Here is a 20516-nt window from a genome sequence, read left to right as displayed (position 1 = left end):
TTTCTGAAAAGTCAAACTAAATACCGTTCTAACGATTTGCATAAGGGAAAATAATACAGATTGTTGTTCCTTTTCCTACTTCCGACTTTATTTCAATATCATGTTCCAATCTTTTTATAATATTTTTCACAAGATATAATCCCATCCCAGTAGATTCCTTAAATTTCCGACCGTTTATTCCCGTATAAAATGGGCGGAATACTCTCGGGAGGTCTTCTTTTGGAATTCCCACACCATGATCGTGTATTTCAAGGATTACTGAGCGCTCTTCTTCTAATGTAGTAATAGTAACGTTTTTTCTACTTCCTGCTGAATACTTAATGGCATTGGATATCACTTGATGAATAACAAACCGAAGCCACTTTCTATCGGTTTCTACCATAATAGTTTGTTTTACTTTTACTTCTGGATAAACATAGCTACGGATAAACAGACGTTTATTTTCACGGATTACTTCTTGAACGATTTCCTGTAACGAAACTCTTTCCACATAAAAATCTTGCTCAAACGTTTGTAATCGCGCCATATATAAGACCATTTCTAATCCGTACTGCATTTGATCTACTTCTTCCACAATACTTTCAAAAACCTCCCCATTCTCTTCTTGTGTGATCAGTTCAATAACTGATAGAGGCGTTTTCATCTGATGCACCCATTGATTAATAAATGTAAGGTGCTCTTTTTGTTTATATTCCCAAGTCTTTAACTGTTGATGATATTGACTGTATTGTGTCTTTAACACACGCTGAAGTGCTGCTGATAATGGAGTGGAATCGAGTTCTTCTAAGGAGTCCTCTAATTTTTCAGAAGGGTTGGATAATTTGTTATAAAATCTACGATGGCTAAAGTAGCGATAAAGTAAAAACGCAATTAAAAAGCATCCTCCTAAAAACACACTATATAACGCAGTAGATAAGTGGTTATATCCATCCAGCCAATAAACAGTTAGAACGACAAATAGCTGAATGATTGAGAAACAGATGAAAGGGATATGTTCATGTAAAAATAAATTCATTATTATACCTCATCATTCTTCCAAGTTATTTTCAAACGATATCCAGCACCACGAACTGTTTCTAATGCATTTTTTATTCCGATTTCCTCTAATTTTTTTCGGACACGTGTAACATTTACACTTAACGTATTATCATCTACATACGTATAGTCATCCCAAAGTTTTTCTAAAATTTTCTCTCGACTAACAATACTAGGAGATTGTCGTAAGAGAGTTTCTAGTAAAACAGTTTCTTTTTTTGACAGTATACACATGCTATCATTTAGCTTTAATTCCATTTTTTCTGGATAAAGTATTAAACCGGATTGCTGAACAACTCTTTCTTCCGCTTTCGGTGCGTATTCTCCGTAAATTCTTCGAAGATGACTTCGGATTTTTGCCATTACAACTTCATAATGAAACGGTTTAGTGATATAATCGTCTGCACCATGTTCAAGTGCCATAACTTGCTCCATCTCTCCACTACGTGCTGATATAAATATAATGGGACAAGTAGAGACCGTTCTAATTTGTCGGCACCAGTAGAAACCATCAAAACTCGGTAAATTTACATCTAATAAAACTAAATCAGGTTGAATTTTTTCAAAGTTAGCCAAAATATTTTCAAAATCCTCTGTAATATTCCCTTCATACCCGTACTTATTAATATGGGATTGAAGTAGTTTAGAAATTTTTTGGTCATCTTCTACAATCATGATTTTATACATATATTTAGCTCCTTTTATTTATGTATCTATTTATTATCTAGAAATATCTAATTAATACTTTTATCTTTTAGTATAAAGAAATTCCCCTCTTACTTATATTGAATAACCTTACTTCAAACTAACAGTTTTGTAATATTTCTGAAAATAAAGTTAAGTATAATAGCTCTTATTTTTTAAATTTCAATTATCTAATTTAATATTTTAAAATTTGTTGTTTTATAATTTTTAAATAAAAAATAATCGTATTTAATTGTGTAAAAAACACGTAATTAAATACGATTATTAAAATCATAAAATCTGCGTTTAGACATAAATTAACCGATTCCTAATATAATCTTGGATCGGTAAGGTTTGTATATTTACTAAAGAAGTAAATTTCACCTTCTAATTAAGTATTATTTCTGAAAAACATGTTTTATTTTTTCACCTGGAACGTTGCTCCCTCCTCTTCCTTTTACATCTTCAATCATCATGGTAACAATCATGTTTGGCGCACTTGCATCGAAAGCTGCAAACCATCCAAGTTCTTTACCCTCTGCTTCTTTCGATTCTTTCAGTTCTGCTGTACCTGTCTTACCAGCGAGAGTTACACCATCAACTTTAGCAATTCTCCCAGCACCATCAGGATCATTAATAACCTTTATTAACGCACTTTTTAATATCTCTTGATTCTTGGTAGAAATCACATTTTCTTTCCAATTTCCCGCTTCTTTTGTTTTTTTTATAAGATGCGGTGACGGAATGTTACCCTCATTGACAATCGGTGCATAAGTCAATGCTAAATGAAGAGGTGTCATTAATACTTGTCCTTGTCCGTACCCCGTGTCTGCTAGTTGAATATCATTTTTTATCCCATCTTTTGCAATGATTGAAATAGGGAATTCGTATTCAATTGGTAATTTTTCATGAAATCCGTATTTCTTAAATTCATTTACATACCGATTTTTTCCTATTTTCAAAGCTTGTTGAGCAAAATAAATATTATCAGAGTACTTCATTGCCTTATCAAAATCAACTGGACTAGCATCCTTCACACGTGTTACATAATAATTTCCCCAAGATGAATCTTTTGTCCACTTTAATCCTTGAATTTTAAATTCTTCCTTAGGATTTATTGTGTTTGTTTCCAAACCAATTGCACCTGTTATCGTTTTAAATACGGAACCTGGTACAAATGCTTGTGTGAAGCGATTCATCATTGGCAGTTTCGAGTCATTATTCCATGCTTCCCGTTGAGCTTTTGATGCTCCTCTAACTATTGTATTTGGATTATAAGCAGGGCTACTTACAAGTGCGATTGTTTCACCCGTTTTAGGATTGACCGCTGCACTAGATCCTGCTTCATTTTTCATCTCATTAAAGATTTTTTCTTGAATTGCAGCATCAATAGTTAACGTAACATTTTCCCCTTTTTTTGCTTCTTGTTTTGCTACATTTTTGATCTCTTTCCCGTTCTCATCTTCCATAAATACGCGTCCACCCTTTTCACCACGCAATTTATTCTCTAATACTTTCTCTAAACCTGTCTTACCCACTAAATCATCTGCTTGATAACCTTTTTTTTGAAGCGATTTTAACTCCTCTGCATTTACCTTTCCTATATATCCCGTTAAGTGTGCCGCTGCTTCTCCTAATGGATACGTACGAATATTTACTGGGCGAGATGAAACTCCTTCTAATTCAATATAATCATTCTGTCTGGTTCCCTCTTTTAAAATACCAATTGGTACAAGGGAATCTGGTTTTATCCATTTCGCTGCGAGCTTTTGATCGACCTCTTCTATAGACATATCAAGTAATTGTGCTACTATTTCTTTCGTTTGCGCTGCCGTTTCACCTAGTTTCTCTGGAATAATTCCAACCTCAGTCGCTTTTCCATTCGTTGCAAGCCCTTTTCCATTTCGATCATATATTTCTCCGCGTTTTCCTTGCTCTGTTTGCATACGTACTTTGTAATCTTTTTTCATACCTGGGAAAATAAAGTCTGGTGTCCAATCTATTTTCCAAGATTCCTTATCTTTATCTTTCACGAGTTTTGCTTCATGGATGAATGAAACTGTTCCTCCATCCGTATCCATATTAACTTCAAAAAGAAAAAGTTCTTTATCTTTAGTATTCTCTCCTTTCGTTTTAATTTTTAAATTCTTAACTCCAATACCCTCATAAATTTTTTGATATTTCTCTGTGAACTCCTTTTTAGAAATCGTTTTTTTTGCATGTTCTGATAAATAATCATACATATTTGTAAATTTTTTATCATTCCATAAATTGATATATTCTTCAAATGCTTGTTTTGGCGGCTCATCTTTATTGCATCCTACCAACATAACTCCAAAACAAAAGAAAAGCAGCATCCATATTTTTTTCAATTCAATCTTCTCCCTTAATTAAAAATGATTATTCCTTTCTAAATATGTTAAATAAAAAATGTTTTAACGCTTAATAGACAGTGTAAGTAATGAAATAGTTCCACATTTACAAAAAAATTAAATTTATGGTTAAGCTGCATTCAAAAAGGAAAGATTTTAAGATTCTTACAAACGACGAATATATTTAGCGAACGTTATCATTATTAGTGTTGTTTTAACAATTCATTTAAAATACCTTTTAGTTCATTTTCGCCAATTTCATCTTTTTTCTTTATAGATTATTGATACAAAAAAAGAATCCTTATAATAAGGATTCTGCAACAGAAAATAACAAAGATATAAACAATAAAAAGAATTACTTAAAGTATAATTTATAGGCACTCTATATCCTTCTTTTTCGCACCAAAAACCCCTGTACAGCATGCGACAGGAGTTTAGGTCATTCTACAGCTTATTTAAAAGAGTCGTGTACAGGCAAACTACTAAAAATCAATTCAGCAACTTTTACATATCCTTTTGAGTTTGGATGAATTAAATCCGTAGACCAAAGCGTATTGTCATTAACTAAATGATGATTCCAAAAGTCAACATGATGAAGCTTATACTCTCTACTTAGTGAAAGTATAACTTCATTTGCCTCTAATAATTGTTCTTTTAATACTTGTTTTTTTTCAGAAGGAAATGGAAGCCTAACAGTAAAATCTGGAAGGTTTGCTATAATAATATCAGCATCTGTTTTACTTAATGTATCTATCATAAATTCCATATCGTTCTTATATGCATGATGATTCCAACGTCCTTTTAAAACATCGTTTGCACCTGCAATTAGACTAACCAAATCTGGATTAAAAGTTAATGCCTGTTCCAATTGCTGTGAGCGAATTTCTTTAGTTACTAACCCACGTTTTGCAAAATTAGCATATTTTAAATCATCTACACACAGTTGAACAAAATGATCTACCCAGCTTTTTAATGCTATTCCCTCAACTTCATCCCCTATCCCCTCTGTAAAACTATCACCAATCGCTACAAATCGCTTCCACATATATAGTCCCCCTTTTTTGTTATTCATATCTACACTATACAATAGCCCACAGCGTAATTGTTCTTCTTAAATGTTTTTCAATTTCAATTAAATTCCATAGGAGATTTTTCAAATGAGCAAGACAACTCGATTAAACTATTTCACATGAACAAAAACATGAAAATCTACGTTATCTTCTCGCAGAAATAGGTTGAGACCAACTATCTTTCCCATTATCATTTAAGCGTACTTGAAAAACATATATAGGTTGAGAAAAGCCTTTTGTATCAGCGTAGTAATCTATATTATAATCTGTAATGACTAATGTATCACCTGCTTTGAAAGATATTATAGGATCAAAGTCTCCTTGTTTTAGTTTTTGAAATACTTCTTTGGGAGACAGAATTTCGACATCTCGAATATGTGATTTTTTTGTAACTGGCTCATTGTCATTAGGCATTTTTGTAATTTCCTCTTTGTAAACAGGCATTTTATTACCTTCGTCTTTTAACTTTATTGATGTTTTTATAGTGACATCAGTCATGTCTGTTTTTGTAATGGGATCTAAAGGCATATTCCCAAATTCCTTCATTTGATACGAAATCATTATTCCAAGTGCAACAAAACTTACTGTAATCGGAAGAAATAAATATTTGGTCATTTGTATATCTGTTTCTTTTTTCTTCAACAATATAAGAACTATATTTAACATAGAATATCCTAGCATCATTCCTAAAGTATTATGAAGTAAATCGGCTAGTTCCATACTTCCACGTTGCATTGTAAATTCAAGGATTTCAATCAATAAACTTGCTATAATTGAGCTGATTAACATCCATTTTGTTTTTTGAAAAACATTACTAAATAAAGGTAATAAAATTCCTAACGGAAAAAGCATACCTATATTCACAATGATATGGAAAAAAGAAGAAAATGAAAAGGTATTCCATGCTTTTTTATAAACACTAAGTACATCAAAGTCAATTGTTCTTGCAAAAGTTATATCATCTGGACGACCAAATGAAGTAGCTGATAATACAAGGGAATAATATCCTATTATCAATATAAACAATATAACTTGTTGTACGGTAAATTCCCCCCCTCCTTTACATACCTTTTTGTATACTACAAAGTAGCTAAAAACAAAAATGAGTAGTAACAAGAATGTGAGTTGTATTGTAGGAATTGCAAAGGTAACAAGTAGTTCGGAAATAAAATTCATTTTACACCTCTGTTTTTACGAATAAAATATTCAATAGTTTTATATAACATTTTAGATATAGATAGCGATATGTTGTTACCCCTAATAATTATTAATACAGAATTAAACCTGTATACATTGAGCATTTCTTCCTCTTGAAACCAGCTTTATTTGACCAAGCAGCTACAAGGAAACTAGCGTTTTACTAATTGTACTTTCGGCTATGTCTGGAAAAACGTTACGAAGATTCTCTTTAGTAAGAGGATTTTTGGAGTTAAGTATAAAATTAAAAATTTGTTCAATTTTAGTATATTTATATAGAATCCGTAATTGACCGATTCCTAATATACTTAGGAATCGGTCATATTCGTATATTTACTAAAGAAATAAAATTCCTTCAAGCATTACACTTTTTTTCGAAAATTTGTTGTTCTTTGTTTTGCCCAGTTGATACATTTCTTTTCAATTAAATGATACGAAACTATAGAAAAAAGTATTGTCATTGAAATACACAAAGCAAGAAGGAAAAAGATAGGTATCTTTGTATACAAAAGTTTAAATAGTACCATCATGATTGGAAAATGACACAAATAGATACTGTATGAAATTTCTCCTAAGTATACAAATACACTCTTATTTAAAAATGCTTTCACTTTTAGGTTACTCATGGCCATTATTATAAATATACTAACACCGATTACGACACCCCAATCTTTTAATAAGAAAGTAGTATCATTACGGGAAAAACCATAAATTAAAATGGAATATAAATATAGAATAATCCCTAATGCAATAAGAAATCCTTTATTAAATTTTTTCATATTCCTATATAAGTAGATAAGCTTTTCCTGATGCTTAAAAAGTAACATTCCAACCATAAACATCGATGTGAAATGCAGTGTATCGGCATAACCATTATAAAATCCCTCTGCTTTCCCTATATGCAACATATTAAGGAAAACACTAATTAAAGAAAAGCTCAAAGCAAATAGTATCGTTTTCTTCCAACTCAGTTTATAAAAAAGAAGGAATAACAACGGAAACACAATAGATATACGCATTTCTTGAGCCAATGACCAGATAACTGGATTATAATTTTCCGTAAAAAAGTTATTAAGAAGCACAAAATGGTTTATAATATCTATTTTTGTTATAGACCCTTGCCACCTATCATAGAACCAATCCCGTAGTCCAGCCACTTCATACGGCGAGAACAAAATAAATAAAGCAAAGGTACTGATTATCCAAAAATAATAAGGAATATAGATTCGTACAAATCGCTTAATTAAATATCCCCAATAATTTGTTTTTGAATGATAAAGTGCCATAGATAACACAAAACCACTGAGTACATAAAAAACGATTACAGCTTCCCCGCCAGCCCATAAAAACCTAAGCGGAGAAAATTTAATAGAATTAGGCAACGATGGTAGCATTAAACAAAAATGTCCAAATACCACTGTCAGTGCCGCTAACCCTCGTATGGAATCTAATTCTTTTATTCTCTTACTCATAAAATGTTCTCCTTGTAAATTGTAGATTTTGCTGTTAATAAAGGCCACTATACTATTGTAGTGGGAGAATTATACATATTGTTTCTTTAAATTCCTAATATAAGCAGTACAAAGTCAATCTATGTATCTGTTTTAGGAAACTTTCGTATTTAGGTATAAGTTATATAATAATAGAAAGAAAAAAGAAATTTCATTCTATAAAATCATATTGTCGTTTAGAAAACATTTTAAAACTGTTTTCTAAACCCTCGTTATAGTCTGTCTGCTTATTTGTCCATTGAACACCCTTATTCCCAGGCCACCCTGAGGTATTAGCAACATATTTTAATAGCTCTGGTCCTTTTAAATTTTGCTGTAAACCACGGTTATATGCATTTATCATATTAGATATTGCAATTCGAGTATTGGTTTCTGCATTTTTCAAATCTTCGTTCGTTAAATCTTTAGGTGCTAGTCCACCTCGATGAAGCTGAAACAGTCCAAATGATGTGCCCTGATCTCCAATTGCGTTTCGATCAAACTTACTTTCATGGAATGCAATAGATAAAGGAATCCATGGCGGTATACCATGCTCTATTGATATTTGTTGAATCGTGTCTCTTACTTTAACTCGGTTAGTATGATGGTCATATGCGTATTTTGTAAGATATAGCCCTCCTGTTAAAACTAAAATAAATACTCCACTTTTTATTAATGTCCCTCTCATCGACGTCACCTCACTTGTCAGTATCAAAGATTGTCACTAGTAATCCTATCTTTTGGGGATATTAACTCGTAATCATGTATCATTTTGTTATTGTTTGTTTCATTAATTACCGATTTTTAGGTGAATTTATTAGGGAGTTCCCTCCATATAACATTCGCTTTTATCACTTTCGGTACAATTTACTTTTGTATGGGAGAGCGTTTTCTCTGTATGGTACCGTACTTTTTTCTCGAATACCTTGCTTTTTTATTCGATTGAAATTAAAGAATAACTATATACATAGGGATAAACACTATAAAAAGATACTTAAATTTCTTTAAAAAATTCATTTTTCGGCCTCCATTTCTTTATATAATTAATTTAAAACAAAATATTTAATAAGAAGAAAAGATTTTATTAAATTTTTATAAAATTTAATAACAGGAATAAGTACCAGGTATTTATTTTTATTGTCACTTGATGGAATAATGAATGTATTTTCATCATGTAACTTTATTAAACTAGCCTTGCACCAGAACCCTTTGAATCGAACAATTCATAATAAACGCCATCCTTTCTGTATATTTCTACAAAAAGAATAGCGTTTTTTGATTATATGGATACAAATTTATCTTAGCTTGATTGCAATACCGAAAGTTCCGAAGAACCAGATTTGAGAATTAATGCAATCTTCCATTCCAAGCCATCCACATAAGAATCTATAATACTTTGAAACCTTTTATTTCAGGCTAATATTTAGTTTTATCCTACAAAGTTAGCCTTTTACTATATCAACCGCACTATTCCACATACCGCTAAAGAAAGATCCTATTTCGCGCATTAAACGTGTAAACCAATTTGCTTGTTCTACTTCAGATTTTGTTACAAGGTCTACTTGTAATGATTTACCTGATAAAAATCCAGGATCTGTACTATCTTTAGGCGATATAATCATTTGACTAATTGTTACACCTTTTTTAATAGGCGCTTCTTGTTCTTTATTCGATACTTTAAATTCTTTTTTATAAACGTCTTTGTTGCCCTTTGGCATTGGAAGTGAAACAGCTTGCTTCGTTTGAACAACTACATCTTTGTCCTTTGCATTTGCTACTCGCACTGTTTCATGACCTTTTACTACTGAATCTTTTTCATAGACCTTCTTCACTTCAAAATTCGCAAATCCATAATCATATAATTTCTTTGTTTCATCAAAACGTGCTGTATGAGAGTTTGCTTTTATAACTACAGAGATTAGACGCATACCGTTTCTTTCTACTGTACCAGTAAAACAATCTCCGGCTTCTGGAGTAGTTCCTGTTTTTAACCCATCTACACCTTCGTATTGCTTAATTAAGCCTTTTAACATCCAGTTAAAGTTCGTCATATCAATCGGATACTTGCCACCTTTTTGGAATGTTTTTTTAGGGATTTTTGCTGTATCTAATATTTTCGGGAAATCTTGAATAAGACGTTGTGCTAAAATCGCACAATCTCTTGCGGACATTTTATTTTTCTCGTCTGGAGTTGTCCCTTCTGGGTGATATCCTTTTAAATCATGGTTTGTTAAACCTGTAGAGTTTACAAATTTATAATTTTTCATTCCAAACTCTTTTGATTTATCGTTCATCATTTTCACGAAATTGACTTCTTTTCCAGCAATCTCTTCAGCTAAAGCAATTGTTGCACCGTTTGCAGAGTAGATTACCATTGCCTCATATAACTCTTTGACCGTATAAGAGCCACCATTTTCTAATGGAACGTTTGATAATGAGCGATCTTGCGAAATCTTATATGCATATTCAGAAATTTTAACTTTTTGATCCCATTTAAGTTTTCCTTTATCCACCGCTTCATGAACTAAGTATTCACTCATCATTTTTGTCATACTAGCAATTGCTAATGATTCATCTGCATTTTTTTGATATAAAATTTTCCCGGAATTTGCTTCTACTAAAATTGCTGATCCTGCTTCTACGTCTATAGCAGGAACTGTTTCCGCTGATGCTCTTCCAAATGGAACGGCCATGCTACAAAATAGTGTAAGCACTGTTACTATTGTAATAAATCTCTTGCAAAACATACTTTTCACTTCTGTTACCTCCAATATCTTTGTACTCAAAAAAACGTTATTTTAACATAATCCTCCAAAAAATAGACAGCGTTATCAAATTCTATATACATATAAGACATTAGAACCACTTTCATATAGACCATCTCATCCCACCCTTTTAGGCACACTGACACTTAGTGTTCCCACACATATCCCTCTTTTTAATACCCTTGTATTTTTCGAAATGATCTGTACTTTCATATCTTTTAGGATTACACTTAATAGACAATCTAAGTAATACATTTGTTCCACATTTATAAAAAAATAAAACCAGTGTGCCCCGGTTGAATACCAAAACACACTGGTTGCTAAATTTACTATCGTCTCTTACATTATTCATATCAATGAACTTCCCCTTTATTCGATTAATCACTTTATAATAATAAATCAAATTAACTTATCAGTATCATGTCTACTATGAATGGCCTACTTGAATTATTAACTTAAGAAGTTTCTTAAGTTTTAAAAAAAAGCTTATGGAGCCTTTCATTCCATAAGCCATTCTATTTAATTGGATGTTCAACAATAAAGGACATCCAGCCTACTTTATATTCTGCATGTATATTACCATTATGAAGTTCAACAATTCTTTTTGAAATAGCGAGTCCCAGTCCATTTCCTTGATCATCTTTTCTGGCCTTATCACCCCTGAAAAACCTTTCAAATAATTTATTAGGATCGCTAACAGGCGGCTTCTCGACTTTATTTGATACTTTCAAAATTGCTTTGTTACCTATTAGTTCAAGACATATTGATAATTCGGATGGTTTCATGCTGTACTTTATCGCATTCATAAACAGATTTTCATAAACACGTACCATTTTTTCTACATCCATGAAAATAGGTATTGTTTCTTCCGTTATTGATTTTTGAACACTTAAACCTGCCTTTTCAAATATAGGAATATATTCTCCAACTATTTGCTCCAACAAGCCTGATAAATCAACTTCGTTAATGTTTAACTTAGCATCGATGTCTGATAAACGGGTGTACTCAAATAGTTCATCAATTAGATATTTCAATCTCTGTGATTTTAAATAAGTGGTTTCGAGATACTCCTGTAATTGTGCTTTACTGTCGTATTGCCCTCTTTTTAATAAATCTACATAGCCGATAATAGATGTCAACGGTGTGCGTAAGTCATGAGATACGTTGGTTATGAGTTCATTTTTTGTACGTTCCAATTGTCTTTCTTGTTCAAATGTATTCTCCAATTCCTTGGACATATAATTAATATTTTGAGCAAGATGAGTCAATTCATCCTTTCCCTCAATCCCAATTGTCAAACCCAGCTTTCCATTGGCAATATCATTAACACTATCAGAAATGAGCTTTAAATATATTATTTTCTTTCGAACCAATATCAAAAAAATGATTATAAAAGTAAAGATTGCTAACGCGAATATAAGAAATGTAAGCATATTATTTTCAAATGTACTAAGATCATCAAGATAGTGATTTAGATTTAATGGTATTATGACATATAGAAAAGTGAGGATTGTTAAACCAAACGAAACAAAAAAACTAACTGCAACAGCACCAAGAAGTTTTATAATTATCTTATTTCTAAAACTAACCTTCTTCATATTTTGTACCCAATTCCCCAAACAGTTTTAATATAAATTGGATGTTTAGAATCCTCTTCAATTTTGTCTCTTATTTTTGTAATATGCACCATGACAGTATTATCCGATTTATAAAAAGCATCTTTCCAAACTGCTTCATATATTTTTGCAACACTGAGAACAATTCCTTTGTTACGAGCAAGTAGTTTGAGTATATCGAACTCTTTTGGAGTTAGCCTTACTTCCGTTCCTCTTACCCATACTTGACGTGTATCTGTATTCACGGTTAAATCACCAATTTCTAAGATGCTTTTATTATTATCTGTATGCGTATTGTATTTTTTAAACCTTCTTAATTGGGATTTTACTCTAGCGATTAACTCCAACGGGTTAAACGGTTTTGATAAATAATCATCGGCACCAGACGCTAGCCCCTGAATTTTGTCTATATCCTCTGATTTTGCAGATAGCATGATAATAGGCATATTTCGTTCTTCCCTAATTTTCATACATGCTTCAATACCATCCATATTAGGCATCATAATATCCAAAATAATAAGATCGAACTTCTTTTCTTCTAACAATTTTAAAGCTTCAATAGCATCTTCTGCCTTTTGAGTTTTCAGACCTTCATTTTCCAAATAAACAGAGATAAGATTTCTAATCTCTTTATCATCATCAACAATAAGAATTTTTGACTCCATCATATTCCTCCACATTTTTTCTCGTATTGAACAACTAAAGGCAAAAGCAGGTGGTACATTTCTATCCTCTCTTTAGTATATACTTGCAATTAAAAGCGCCAAAATAACATAATCGGTATAAAAGATAATGTCTTAAATATTGTTCGAAATTTTCTTTAGATCCATTTACAATTAATAAGTTTTCTTCTTCATTAAATTTAGCTTTTAATAAAAAATAATTATTTTGAGATTCCTTCTTTTAATTAAACTTTTTTGATTACACCTGTAGTTTATATAACTTATAAAATGAAAAAAGAATCCTCTTCAATACGCTCATTAAAGGAAATTCTTTTTCAAATCTTATTTTCTTTACTCGTTACTTATTTTAACCAGTTTTTCTCCTTGTTCTAAAAGTGTTTCATAGTCATTGTTCTCTTTAATTTCTTTGATTTTATTTTCAATTGTGGGCGTATTATTTATATTAAAGTACGTATTTAATACTTCATATGGTGTCTTTCCTTGTTTGGTTGCACTATCTTCAATAGCTTCTTTCCATGGAATATTTGCTTTGTCCATGCTTAATTCAAGGGCTGAACCAGTCTCATATCTCATATTCCGCTCTAAAAACTTTGGAGATTCTGCCTGTCCATTAGCAACGAAGTTGAACGCCTCCATAAAAGTAACATGATATGGCTTCTGTTTCTTTGCAAGTACCATAAGATTTCCACCAGTTAACTTACTATAACGATACTCTAAGTATCGTGCTGAACCTTCTATTGCTTCAGTTTTTGTTTCTCCAATTAATTGAGGCCATTTTTTATAGCGATAGTTACGTACAATTGTCCAATCATATAATGCCTGATTAATACTTTCTGGGCTTGTATCAATCATTGCTTTATCTAATAGCTTAAATTCTAATCCCATTAGCGCGTAATTTTCTTTATTAATCGGATATTCGTGAATAAACTCTCCACCATTTGCATCATATGTCCAATCTTTTTGTTTATAAGCATGAAAACCTTCATGTAATAAGAAAGATGAAAAATCAAAATATAAATCTGGATTACTAAACATTTTAGGATGATATTTTAAATAAAATACATCCATATCATTAATATTTATTGTCCCAAAGTTCCAAGGAAACCAGGTAGAAATAGTTCTAAAATCAAAACGAGTTAAGCGATAGACTTTAGGTAGATGCAGAGAATTTGAGACTTTTATTTCCTTTGCAAAAATACTATTTTCTAATCCCGTTACATTAACTGCATAAGCTTCTTGTCTAAAGAATCCCCCGTCTTTATTACTACGTATCAGAACCAATGGCATTTTTTCGAAGCGATAATCTTCATTCCAAAGTTTATCACTCGATTCTTCAAAGCTCTTATAAATAGTAGCTAATTCTTTTAACATCTTTTGATCCGTGTTATCTAAAGACTTAAACTCTGTATGATATGTTTTATTTAAAATTATGCTTCCCAACATAATTCCTATAAATATTACTAATAAGATTAAAATTACCTTTAAAAATTTTTTCAACACACACTCCTTTTCTAAAACGATAATCCTTATGATGAATAAGGTTTACAAGTTTTATGTTTATTTACACTCTTTTGGTGCAGACCCAATTTTAAATAATAGCTATAATAGACACAATTTATACAAGATATTATTTTGATAATTGTTCCATCCTGTCAAAATTCCGGTTATAGTTAACAATTAATATGGGATGATTATTCAATTTTATTGTAAGGGGATAGTGCAAGAGTTCCTACAAATAAGGTTAAAGTAGTACTCAATGTAGGAACGATACTATTTTCCCACTTCCTTTCCCTTCATCATAACGGGGGCCAATTATGATGATACTTAGTATACATAACATTATTACATTAACCTTCTTTCGGAAGTACAATTCTTTTATACAATTGAACTGTAATCCAGTAGTAAATCGAGTAAATCACTATGAAAATAACAATTGGTAACCAAATTCGAAAATACGGATCGATTAAAAGAGGGCCAAACATATTCATACCAACTAATATGTGAACAATACCGATAATTGCTGGGACTAAGAATACGAAGGATAACTCCTTATAAATCGATTGTGTTAATAATTCCCGGCGAACACCAATTTTACGAAGCATTTGATAACGTATACTATCTTTAGATGCGCCAGATAGAATTTTAAACATTAAGCAACTTGCCATCATTGCTAAAAACGCAATTCCAACGAAGAACCCCATAAACATTAGTCCGCTGGAAAAACTTTGATTCGCCTTATATGTTTGATACTTACTATCCAGTTCTTCCACTTTCACATTTTTATATTTAACTACCTGCAATTCATCAATTTTTTTCCATTCTTTTACGTATGCTCCAAAAACATCTGTTTTCCCAATAAACACCGTATTTTCTGTATCTTTCATACTATCGTATATGTTTTGATCTACAATTTTCATTTTACGATCAGGATGTATATAATTTGGCTGAATTGTTTCGAAAGCTTCTCTCCATTGTTTTGATTCCGCATCCTCTTTACCCCATTGTCTTGACAATGCAAATGCATCCATGGGAATCTCTTCTGAAACTTTCATTATCTTCTCATTTTTTCTATCTTTTACTAAAGGACGATTGTTCTCTAGCTCTTCTTTTATATAATAAACATACTTATCATCTACTTTGTAACGATATTCAAGTTTCTCTTGAAATAAAATACTACTCAAAATGTTCTTTTCTTCTGCTGTTGGATTATGAACTACCGAATCGTAAATTGTTCCTTTATCAGTCTGCTTTAAAACGTCATTTTTAAATGCCATACCACACGCAATTCCACCTGCTCCAAGGGCTACTAAGATCGCTACCGTCGCAAGCACATTTGTTAGGCCATTAATGCGGAAGTTTAATTGAGCAAAGGTAAAAGCATTAAGCCTTTTTTCACTACGCTTTTTATTACTTTTTAATTTTTTAATCATAACTGGGAGAAGTGATCCAAACAACATGTAAGTACTAACAGTTGCTGCGATTAATCCAAGAGCCATTAATGTAGGAACGGTTCCTAGATTTTTTGCCTGTGGTATATAGAGCAGTGATGCATAACCAATACCTAACAAAATCAGACCAAGGAATGCAACTACAACTGTCATTTTTCCTTTTACCGCGACACGCTCTGTTTGTGCATCTGCATGTACAAGTTGTAATACAGAAATACGTGATAATTTAATACTATTCATACTTGCTGATAGTACAAATAATGCAAAGAAGAAGATGCAAGTAGCAACCATAGATGGAATGTACAAAGCTTTGTAACCTTCTCCAGTTAACTCCAATTGTTTCATTAATAACTGTCCGATACCTTCTGCAAGTCCTACACCAATTGTGATCCCAATTACAAGTGATGCCGCACCTAATACAATTGTTTCAAGGAACATCAGTAATGTAACTTTATACTTTTTTGCTCCTAACATCATATACATACCAAACTCTTTTTGGCGAAGAGATAATAAGAAAGAGTTTGCATACATAATGTAAAAAAATGTTACAATCGCTAATAAAAAGGAACCTATTTGGAATATTAATACAATAGGACCAACGTTTGCATTAGATTCAAGGAACGTTTTATTTAGTGATAGCGTTTGAAACATATAGAAAGTTGAAATAGATACAATTAGACCAATAAGTAATACAATATAATCTTGTAACTTACTTTTTAGCCCTGACATGGAAAGTTTAAATAACATGCCCAAACCTCCTTTCTTATGCTTTTTGTGTGCCTAAGTCTGCAAGCACGTCTAAAATTTCTTTGTAAAACTCTTCACGTGTACCATTACGGTGAATTTCTTTATATAACTCACCATCTTGAATGAATAAAATACGCTGACAGTAACTTGCACTGTATGGATCATGTGTAACCATCATAATAGATACACCTTGTTCTTTATTTAAGTTTGTCATTGCATCAAGTAAACTTGTTGCATTTTTAGAATCAAGAGCTCCTGTTGGCTCGTCCCCTAAAATAATTGCCGGCTCATGCACAAGTGCACGTGCTGCTGCTGAACGCTGTTTCTGTCCACCAGATACTTCAGATGGATACTTTTGAAGTATTGCTGAAATTCCTAACATATCAGCTACCCTTTCTACTTTCGGCCCAATATTTCGTGATGGAACACCTTGAAGGGAAAGTGGAAGTGCAATGTTTTCATAAATAGATAAGTTCTCTAATAAGTTAAAATCTTGGAAAATGAACCCTAATTTTTGTGAACGGAAATCTGAAAGCTCACCTTGTTTCATTTTCGTAATATCCGTTCCTGCAATTTCAATAACACCACCTGTCGCTTTATCAAGTGTCGAAATTACATTTAATAATGTTGTTTTGCCAGAACCAGATGGCCCCATAATACCGACAAACTCCCCCTCTTGAATCGAGAATGAAACACCTTTTAATGCGTGTGATTGATTCTCAGCTTTTTTACCGTACACTTTTTGAACGTTTTTCACGTCTACAACTGGTTTCGTCATATATATCCTCCTACGTTTATATGATTGATAAGCTACTGTTTGAGTTATGTCTTTTTCGTTTCCACTTGCAATGCTTCATCTGTAAAAGTATTAAACTTGTCCACCACCAATACACATCCTTTTATTTTTCAAAATAATAAGTCCTTTCATACTTTTGTAATACATAAAAATAGGTATCAAACGGGATTTATTGTATTTAATTTGAATATCCATTTTTAGTAATACACGTAATAGACAATCTAAGTAATAAATATGTTCCCCTTTAAGATAAGAAAGCACTAGGTGTTTTGTTAAGAAAACACAATGAATTGCACATAAAAAATCCCTTTTCGCCATCTCACAAAAAAGAATCATTGCTGCAGCCTTTATAAACTTTATAATGGCTGGCTCATGCACAAGTATACATGTTGCTGCCCACTAGATACTTCAGGTGGATGCTTTTGGAGTATCGCTGAAACTTCTAACATATAAGCTACCTTTTCTACCTCCGGGCGAGTAATTCGTGATGGAACACCTTGAAGGGAAAATGAAGAAACAATTTTGTGTAATCATTTGAATTATAAATAAAACATATTAAGAACTACTGGTTATATTTCTTAATTTTTCTTAAGATAATTTATAAAAACTAAACCATAATGGGGAGATTATTTCATAATTGTTTCTAGTACAAATAATAAAAAAACTACATCCTATATTGAATGTAGTTTTTCTAGCTGATTTATTTATTTTTTACTTCATTTTTATAAAAAGCAAATAATGGTTCAATGGCTGGACTAGATAAAAGAGGAATTGCCTTCTCAATCAACTCTCTATCCCAATCATACCAACGCATTTCCATTAGCATATTCATTTCTGTATCAATGAACCGTTTCTTTATTTCCTTAGCAGGATTACCGCCCACTATCGTATATGGCGGAACATCTTTACTTACGACAGATCCTGCTGCAACGATAGCACCTTCACCGATTGTAACGCCTGGCATTATAATAGCATTCATTCCAATCCAGGCATCACTTTTAATGATTGTATCGCCCTTCGGTTCATATGAATGTGCTATTTGCTCAGCGAATGGATACACTGTAATCCATTCTGAGTGATGATTATGATTACCACCCATTAAAATGATAACGCCACTTGCAATACAAACATAATTTCCAATAATAAGTTTATCAAGATGCCAACCCATCTGTTCAATTGGATTGAAAAGTGCTTGGGACTTAGCATCGCCCCATAAATACCTTACACAACCATCTTCAAAATTTTGATTTCCATAATACCCTGAATAATAGGAGTACTCTCCTACTTCAATGAGTGGATTTGTTACTATATCTTTTAAATACTTTGTTTCAGACCAATGATTAAATAATGGATGCTTCATAACTATATTCCTCGCTTCTAAGTATTGTAGATTTTTGCAATTTACTTAGAAGCTTAATACGACAGCTACATTTTTTAGCTTTCTCAAACGACGAATCATTATATTCAAGCCCTTCTTTTATAATAAAAAAATCATAACGTGATAAATTATATAAGTCAAATTGTAAAATTATGTGTTCAAACTTAACGCGTGCATTGAAATTTCAGTTTTAAAATAATCATGTTTTCAAATAATAAATCGCAATTACATATAATAAAGATTTATTAGCTATATCTCTAACTTCTTTCTTATATTAGCCTTCACTCCCTCGATATAATTTTATTATTTATTAATTTGTCTGATAAATCAATAAATGTTAATATGATTATAGAAGATATTATCATCCATTAGATTTCACAGCTAGTTTTTCACAAATACGATTTCTGAATCCTTAAGTAAATAGGAGGTTTAGAACATGAAACTTTTAAGGCAATCAACAATTATTGGCGCATTGACTGTTGGAGGATTTTTATTTTCGAATACAATTGGTACACTCCCACCCGTGTCTGCTGAATCGCAACTTACACAAAAAGAATCACAACTTTTAGATAATTGGCGGTGGCAAAACTATTTTTTATTACATCATAATGCAGATTTTTTAGAAGAGTTAGCAGTTGGTGACTTAAAGCATGGAGATACATTCGATGTTAATATATATACTGGTGGTAAGGATACTGGTATTGTAAAAATATATCAATTGAGTGGAAATGAAAATGATGAAATAAACTTGCATAGATATAAAACCATTTACGACTCAGGTATAACACATAATTATGGTAGATTTGTAACACCTATTACTAAGGTTTATAATCCAGGAACATATGTAGCTGTTATGAAACTTGGAGAAAATTATTATTATGGGGGCAGCTTTAAAATCTCAAAATAATTAACGTAAATTCGCCATTAATTAAATGTTAAATACTATTGTTATTAGACAAAGACCATTTTAAAAGCCCCCTTATATAAGGGGGGGATTTTTTGATTGTTTCCCCTTTTTAGGGCTAGAAGAAATCCTTACTTTCTTTATAAATTAGCATTTTTATTCACTAACCGTTTTCACTTCTTTATGTTCTACAATCCGATATGCAATATTGCATATTCTATATGTTCACTCTTTAAATATTTGATAATTTATTTATACAAAAGTTTAAAATTAATATTGAAAGGAGAATATTAAATGTCTTTCTTTTCTTGGTCTCCTCTTATTTTCTTAATAGGTGTTGCAATTATCATTTCTATTCAAAGGGCTAAGAAACAATAATTTATTATTTGGAGGTGTAATAATGTCATTTGCAGCATGGAGTGCAATTTTTATGACTTTAATTGGAGCAATATCCGGAGCAATCTTTGGTACAATTCCCTCTAGAAATAAGAGAAAAAATACTAACTAAAAAAAACTAATAATAAAAATTAATATCTATTTTAGTGACAGCTAATACGCCCCAAACATTTCAGCTGTCACTTTCTATTCAAATATCTTCCTCTTCAAAACTCCATCCACCATCAATATAATTTGCTGACCATTCTTTTCACTCTTGCTCGAAGAAAGCTCCCAACTCTTTCTGGATTTTTGGGTCGTATTCTAATTGTTATAAAGTAAGTTCATCTTTATGATTAGACCGTGATATCCAATTCCTAATATAAAATGCCCTTTTATTTTTTGATCCATCTTCATTCTCCTTTTCTTTCAAATAACGCTTTTATGAAAATTCCA

At 31.7% G+C, this 20516-nt stretch carries 15 protein-coding genes and 1 pseudogene; 1 reads left to right on the top strand and 15 read right to left on the bottom strand.

Features of this window, described 5'->3' with window-relative positions; translation table 11 throughout:
• Positions 1 to 28: 28 nt before the first annotated feature.
• The 15 genes and pseudogenes from NSQ08_RS10910 to NSQ08_RS10835 form a co-directional block, all read right to left on the bottom strand.
• Complete coding sequence (locus tag NSQ08_RS10910; protein WP_340774529.1) at positions 29 to 1015, bottom strand: sensor histidine kinase; 987 nt, start codon at positions 1013 to 1015, stop codon at positions 29 to 31.
• A gap of 2 nt (positions 1016 to 1017) precedes the next feature.
• Complete coding sequence (locus NSQ08_RS10905; protein ID WP_002085493.1) at positions 1018 to 1722, bottom strand: response regulator transcription factor; 705 nt, start codon at positions 1720 to 1722, stop codon at positions 1018 to 1020.
• Positions 1723 to 2117: 395 nt separating this feature from the next.
• Complete coding sequence (locus tag NSQ08_RS10900) at positions 2118 to 4091, bottom strand: penicillin-binding transpeptidase domain-containing protein (RefSeq protein ID WP_340774525.1); 1974 nt, start codon at positions 4089 to 4091, stop codon at positions 2118 to 2120.
• 451 nt (positions 4092 to 4542) lie between these two features.
• Positions 4543 to 5136 (bottom strand): SGNH/GDSL hydrolase family protein, encoded by a 594-nt coding sequence (locus NSQ08_RS10895; RefSeq protein WP_002141809.1) that lies wholly within the window; start codon positions 5134 to 5136, stop codon positions 4543 to 4545.
• A gap of 169 nt (positions 5137 to 5305) precedes the next feature.
• On the bottom strand, positions 5306 to 6337 hold the full coding sequence (locus tag NSQ08_RS10890; protein WP_340774520.1) for a VanZ family protein: 1032 nt from the start codon (positions 6335 to 6337) through the stop codon (positions 5306 to 5308).
• Between the two features lie 162 nt (positions 6338 to 6499).
• Positions 6500 to 6631 (bottom strand): annotated as a pseudogene (locus tag NSQ08_RS10885) (Fic family protein); the annotation flags it as partial.
• Positions 6632 to 6720: 89 nt separating this feature from the next.
• Entirely contained in the window at positions 6721 to 7878 is a 1158-nt protein-coding gene (locus NSQ08_RS10880) for an acyltransferase family protein (protein ID WP_080019327.1), read from the bottom strand.
• Positions 7879 to 8020: 142 nt separating this feature from the next.
• Entirely contained in the window at positions 8021 to 8536 is a 516-nt protein-coding gene (locus NSQ08_RS10875; protein WP_002141806.1) for a transglycosylase SLT domain-containing protein, read from the bottom strand.
• Positions 8537 to 9290: 754 nt separating this feature from the next.
• Positions 9291 to 10604, bottom strand: coding sequence for a D-alanyl-D-alanine carboxypeptidase family protein (locus NSQ08_RS10870; RefSeq protein WP_340774510.1), 1314 nt, complete (start codon positions 10602 to 10604; stop codon positions 9291 to 9293).
• A 524-nt stretch (positions 10605 to 11128) separates the two neighbouring features.
• The gene (locus NSQ08_RS10865; RefSeq protein ID WP_016101995.1) at positions 11129 to 12211 is read right to left on the bottom strand and encodes a sensor histidine kinase; all 1083 of its coding nucleotides are present in this window, start codon (positions 12209 to 12211) and stop codon (positions 11129 to 11131) included.
• On the bottom strand, positions 12208 to 12894 hold the full coding sequence (locus tag NSQ08_RS10860; protein WP_002085507.1) for a response regulator transcription factor: 687 nt from the start codon (positions 12892 to 12894) through the stop codon (positions 12208 to 12210). The genes NSQ08_RS10865 and NSQ08_RS10860 overlap by 4 nt, the downstream gene beginning before the upstream one ends.
• Before the next feature lie 348 nt (positions 12895 to 13242).
• A complete protein-coding gene (locus tag NSQ08_RS10855; RefSeq protein ID WP_012260947.1) occupies positions 13243 to 14409 on the bottom strand; it encodes a hypothetical protein in 1167 nt (388 codons plus the stop codon).
• Between the two features lie 350 nt (positions 14410 to 14759).
• A complete protein-coding gene (locus NSQ08_RS10850) occupies positions 14760 to 16607 on the bottom strand; it encodes an ABC transporter permease (RefSeq protein WP_340774499.1) in 1848 nt (615 codons plus the stop codon).
• 16 nt (positions 16608 to 16623) lie between these two features.
• Positions 16624 to 17385, bottom strand: coding sequence for an ABC transporter ATP-binding protein (locus NSQ08_RS10845; RefSeq protein WP_016101998.1), 762 nt, complete (start codon positions 17383 to 17385; stop codon positions 16624 to 16626).
• A gap of 718 nt (positions 17386 to 18103) precedes the next feature.
• Entirely contained in the window at positions 18104 to 18763 is a 660-nt protein-coding gene (locus tag NSQ08_RS10835) for a CatB-related O-acetyltransferase (protein ID WP_340774495.1), read from the bottom strand.
• Between the two features lie 454 nt (positions 18764 to 19217).
• Here NSQ08_RS10835 and NSQ08_RS10830 point away from each other — a divergent pair, with 454 nt between their 5' ends.
• Complete coding sequence (locus tag NSQ08_RS10830; protein ID WP_002189624.1) at positions 19218 to 19688, top strand: DUF5065 family protein; 471 nt, start codon at positions 19218 to 19220, stop codon at positions 19686 to 19688.
• Positions 19689 to 20516 lie beyond the last annotated feature (828 nt).

It is taken from the genome of Bacillus sp. FSL E2-8887 (assembly GCF_038007205.1).
GTDB lineage: Bacteria > Bacillota > Bacilli > Bacillales > Bacillaceae_G > Bacillus_A > Bacillus_A mycoides.
Note: the sequence above shows the minus strand (reverse complement) of the source record. Positions and strands in the feature narration are given on the sequence as shown.

Bases quoted from the DNA above. Each gene is read 5' to 3' on its own strand.
- NSQ08_RS10910 (WP_340774529.1), bottom strand. From the start codon at position 1,015: ATGAATTTATTTTTACATGAACATATCCCTTTCATCTGTTTCTCAATC.
- NSQ08_RS10905 (WP_002085493.1), bottom strand. From the start codon at position 1,722: ATGTATAAAATCATGATTGTAGAAGATGACCAAAAAATTTCTAAACTA.
- NSQ08_RS10895 (WP_002141809.1), bottom strand. From the start codon at position 5,136: ATGTGGAAGCGATTTGTAGCGATTGGTGATAGTTTTACAGAGGGGATA.
- NSQ08_RS10890 (WP_340774520.1), bottom strand. From the start codon at position 6,337: ATGAATTTTATTTCCGAACTACTTGTTACCTTTGCAATTCCTACAATA.
- NSQ08_RS10875 (WP_002141806.1), bottom strand. From the start codon at position 8,536: ATGAGAGGGACATTAATAAAAAGTGGAGTATTTATTTTAGTTTTAACA.
- NSQ08_RS10865 (WP_016101995.1), bottom strand. From the start codon at position 12,211: ATGAAGAAGGTTAGTTTTAGAAATAAGATAATTATAAAACTTCTTGGT.
- NSQ08_RS10860 (WP_002085507.1), bottom strand. From the start codon at position 12,894: ATGGAGTCAAAAATTCTTATTGTTGATGATGATAAAGAGATTAGAAAT.
- NSQ08_RS10850 (WP_340774499.1), bottom strand. From the start codon at position 16,607: ATGTTATTTAAACTTTCCATGTCAGGGCTAAAAAGTAAGTTACAAGAT.
- NSQ08_RS10845 (WP_016101998.1), bottom strand. From the start codon at position 17,385: ATGACGAAACCAGTTGTAGACGTGAAAAACGTTCAAAAAGTGTACGGT.
- NSQ08_RS10835 (WP_340774495.1), bottom strand. From the start codon at position 18,763: ATGAAGCATCCATTATTTAATCATTGGTCTGAAACAAAGTATTTAAAA.
- NSQ08_RS10830 (WP_002189624.1), top strand. From the start codon at position 19,218: ATGAAACTTTTAAGGCAATCAACAATTATTGGCGCATTGACTGTTGGA.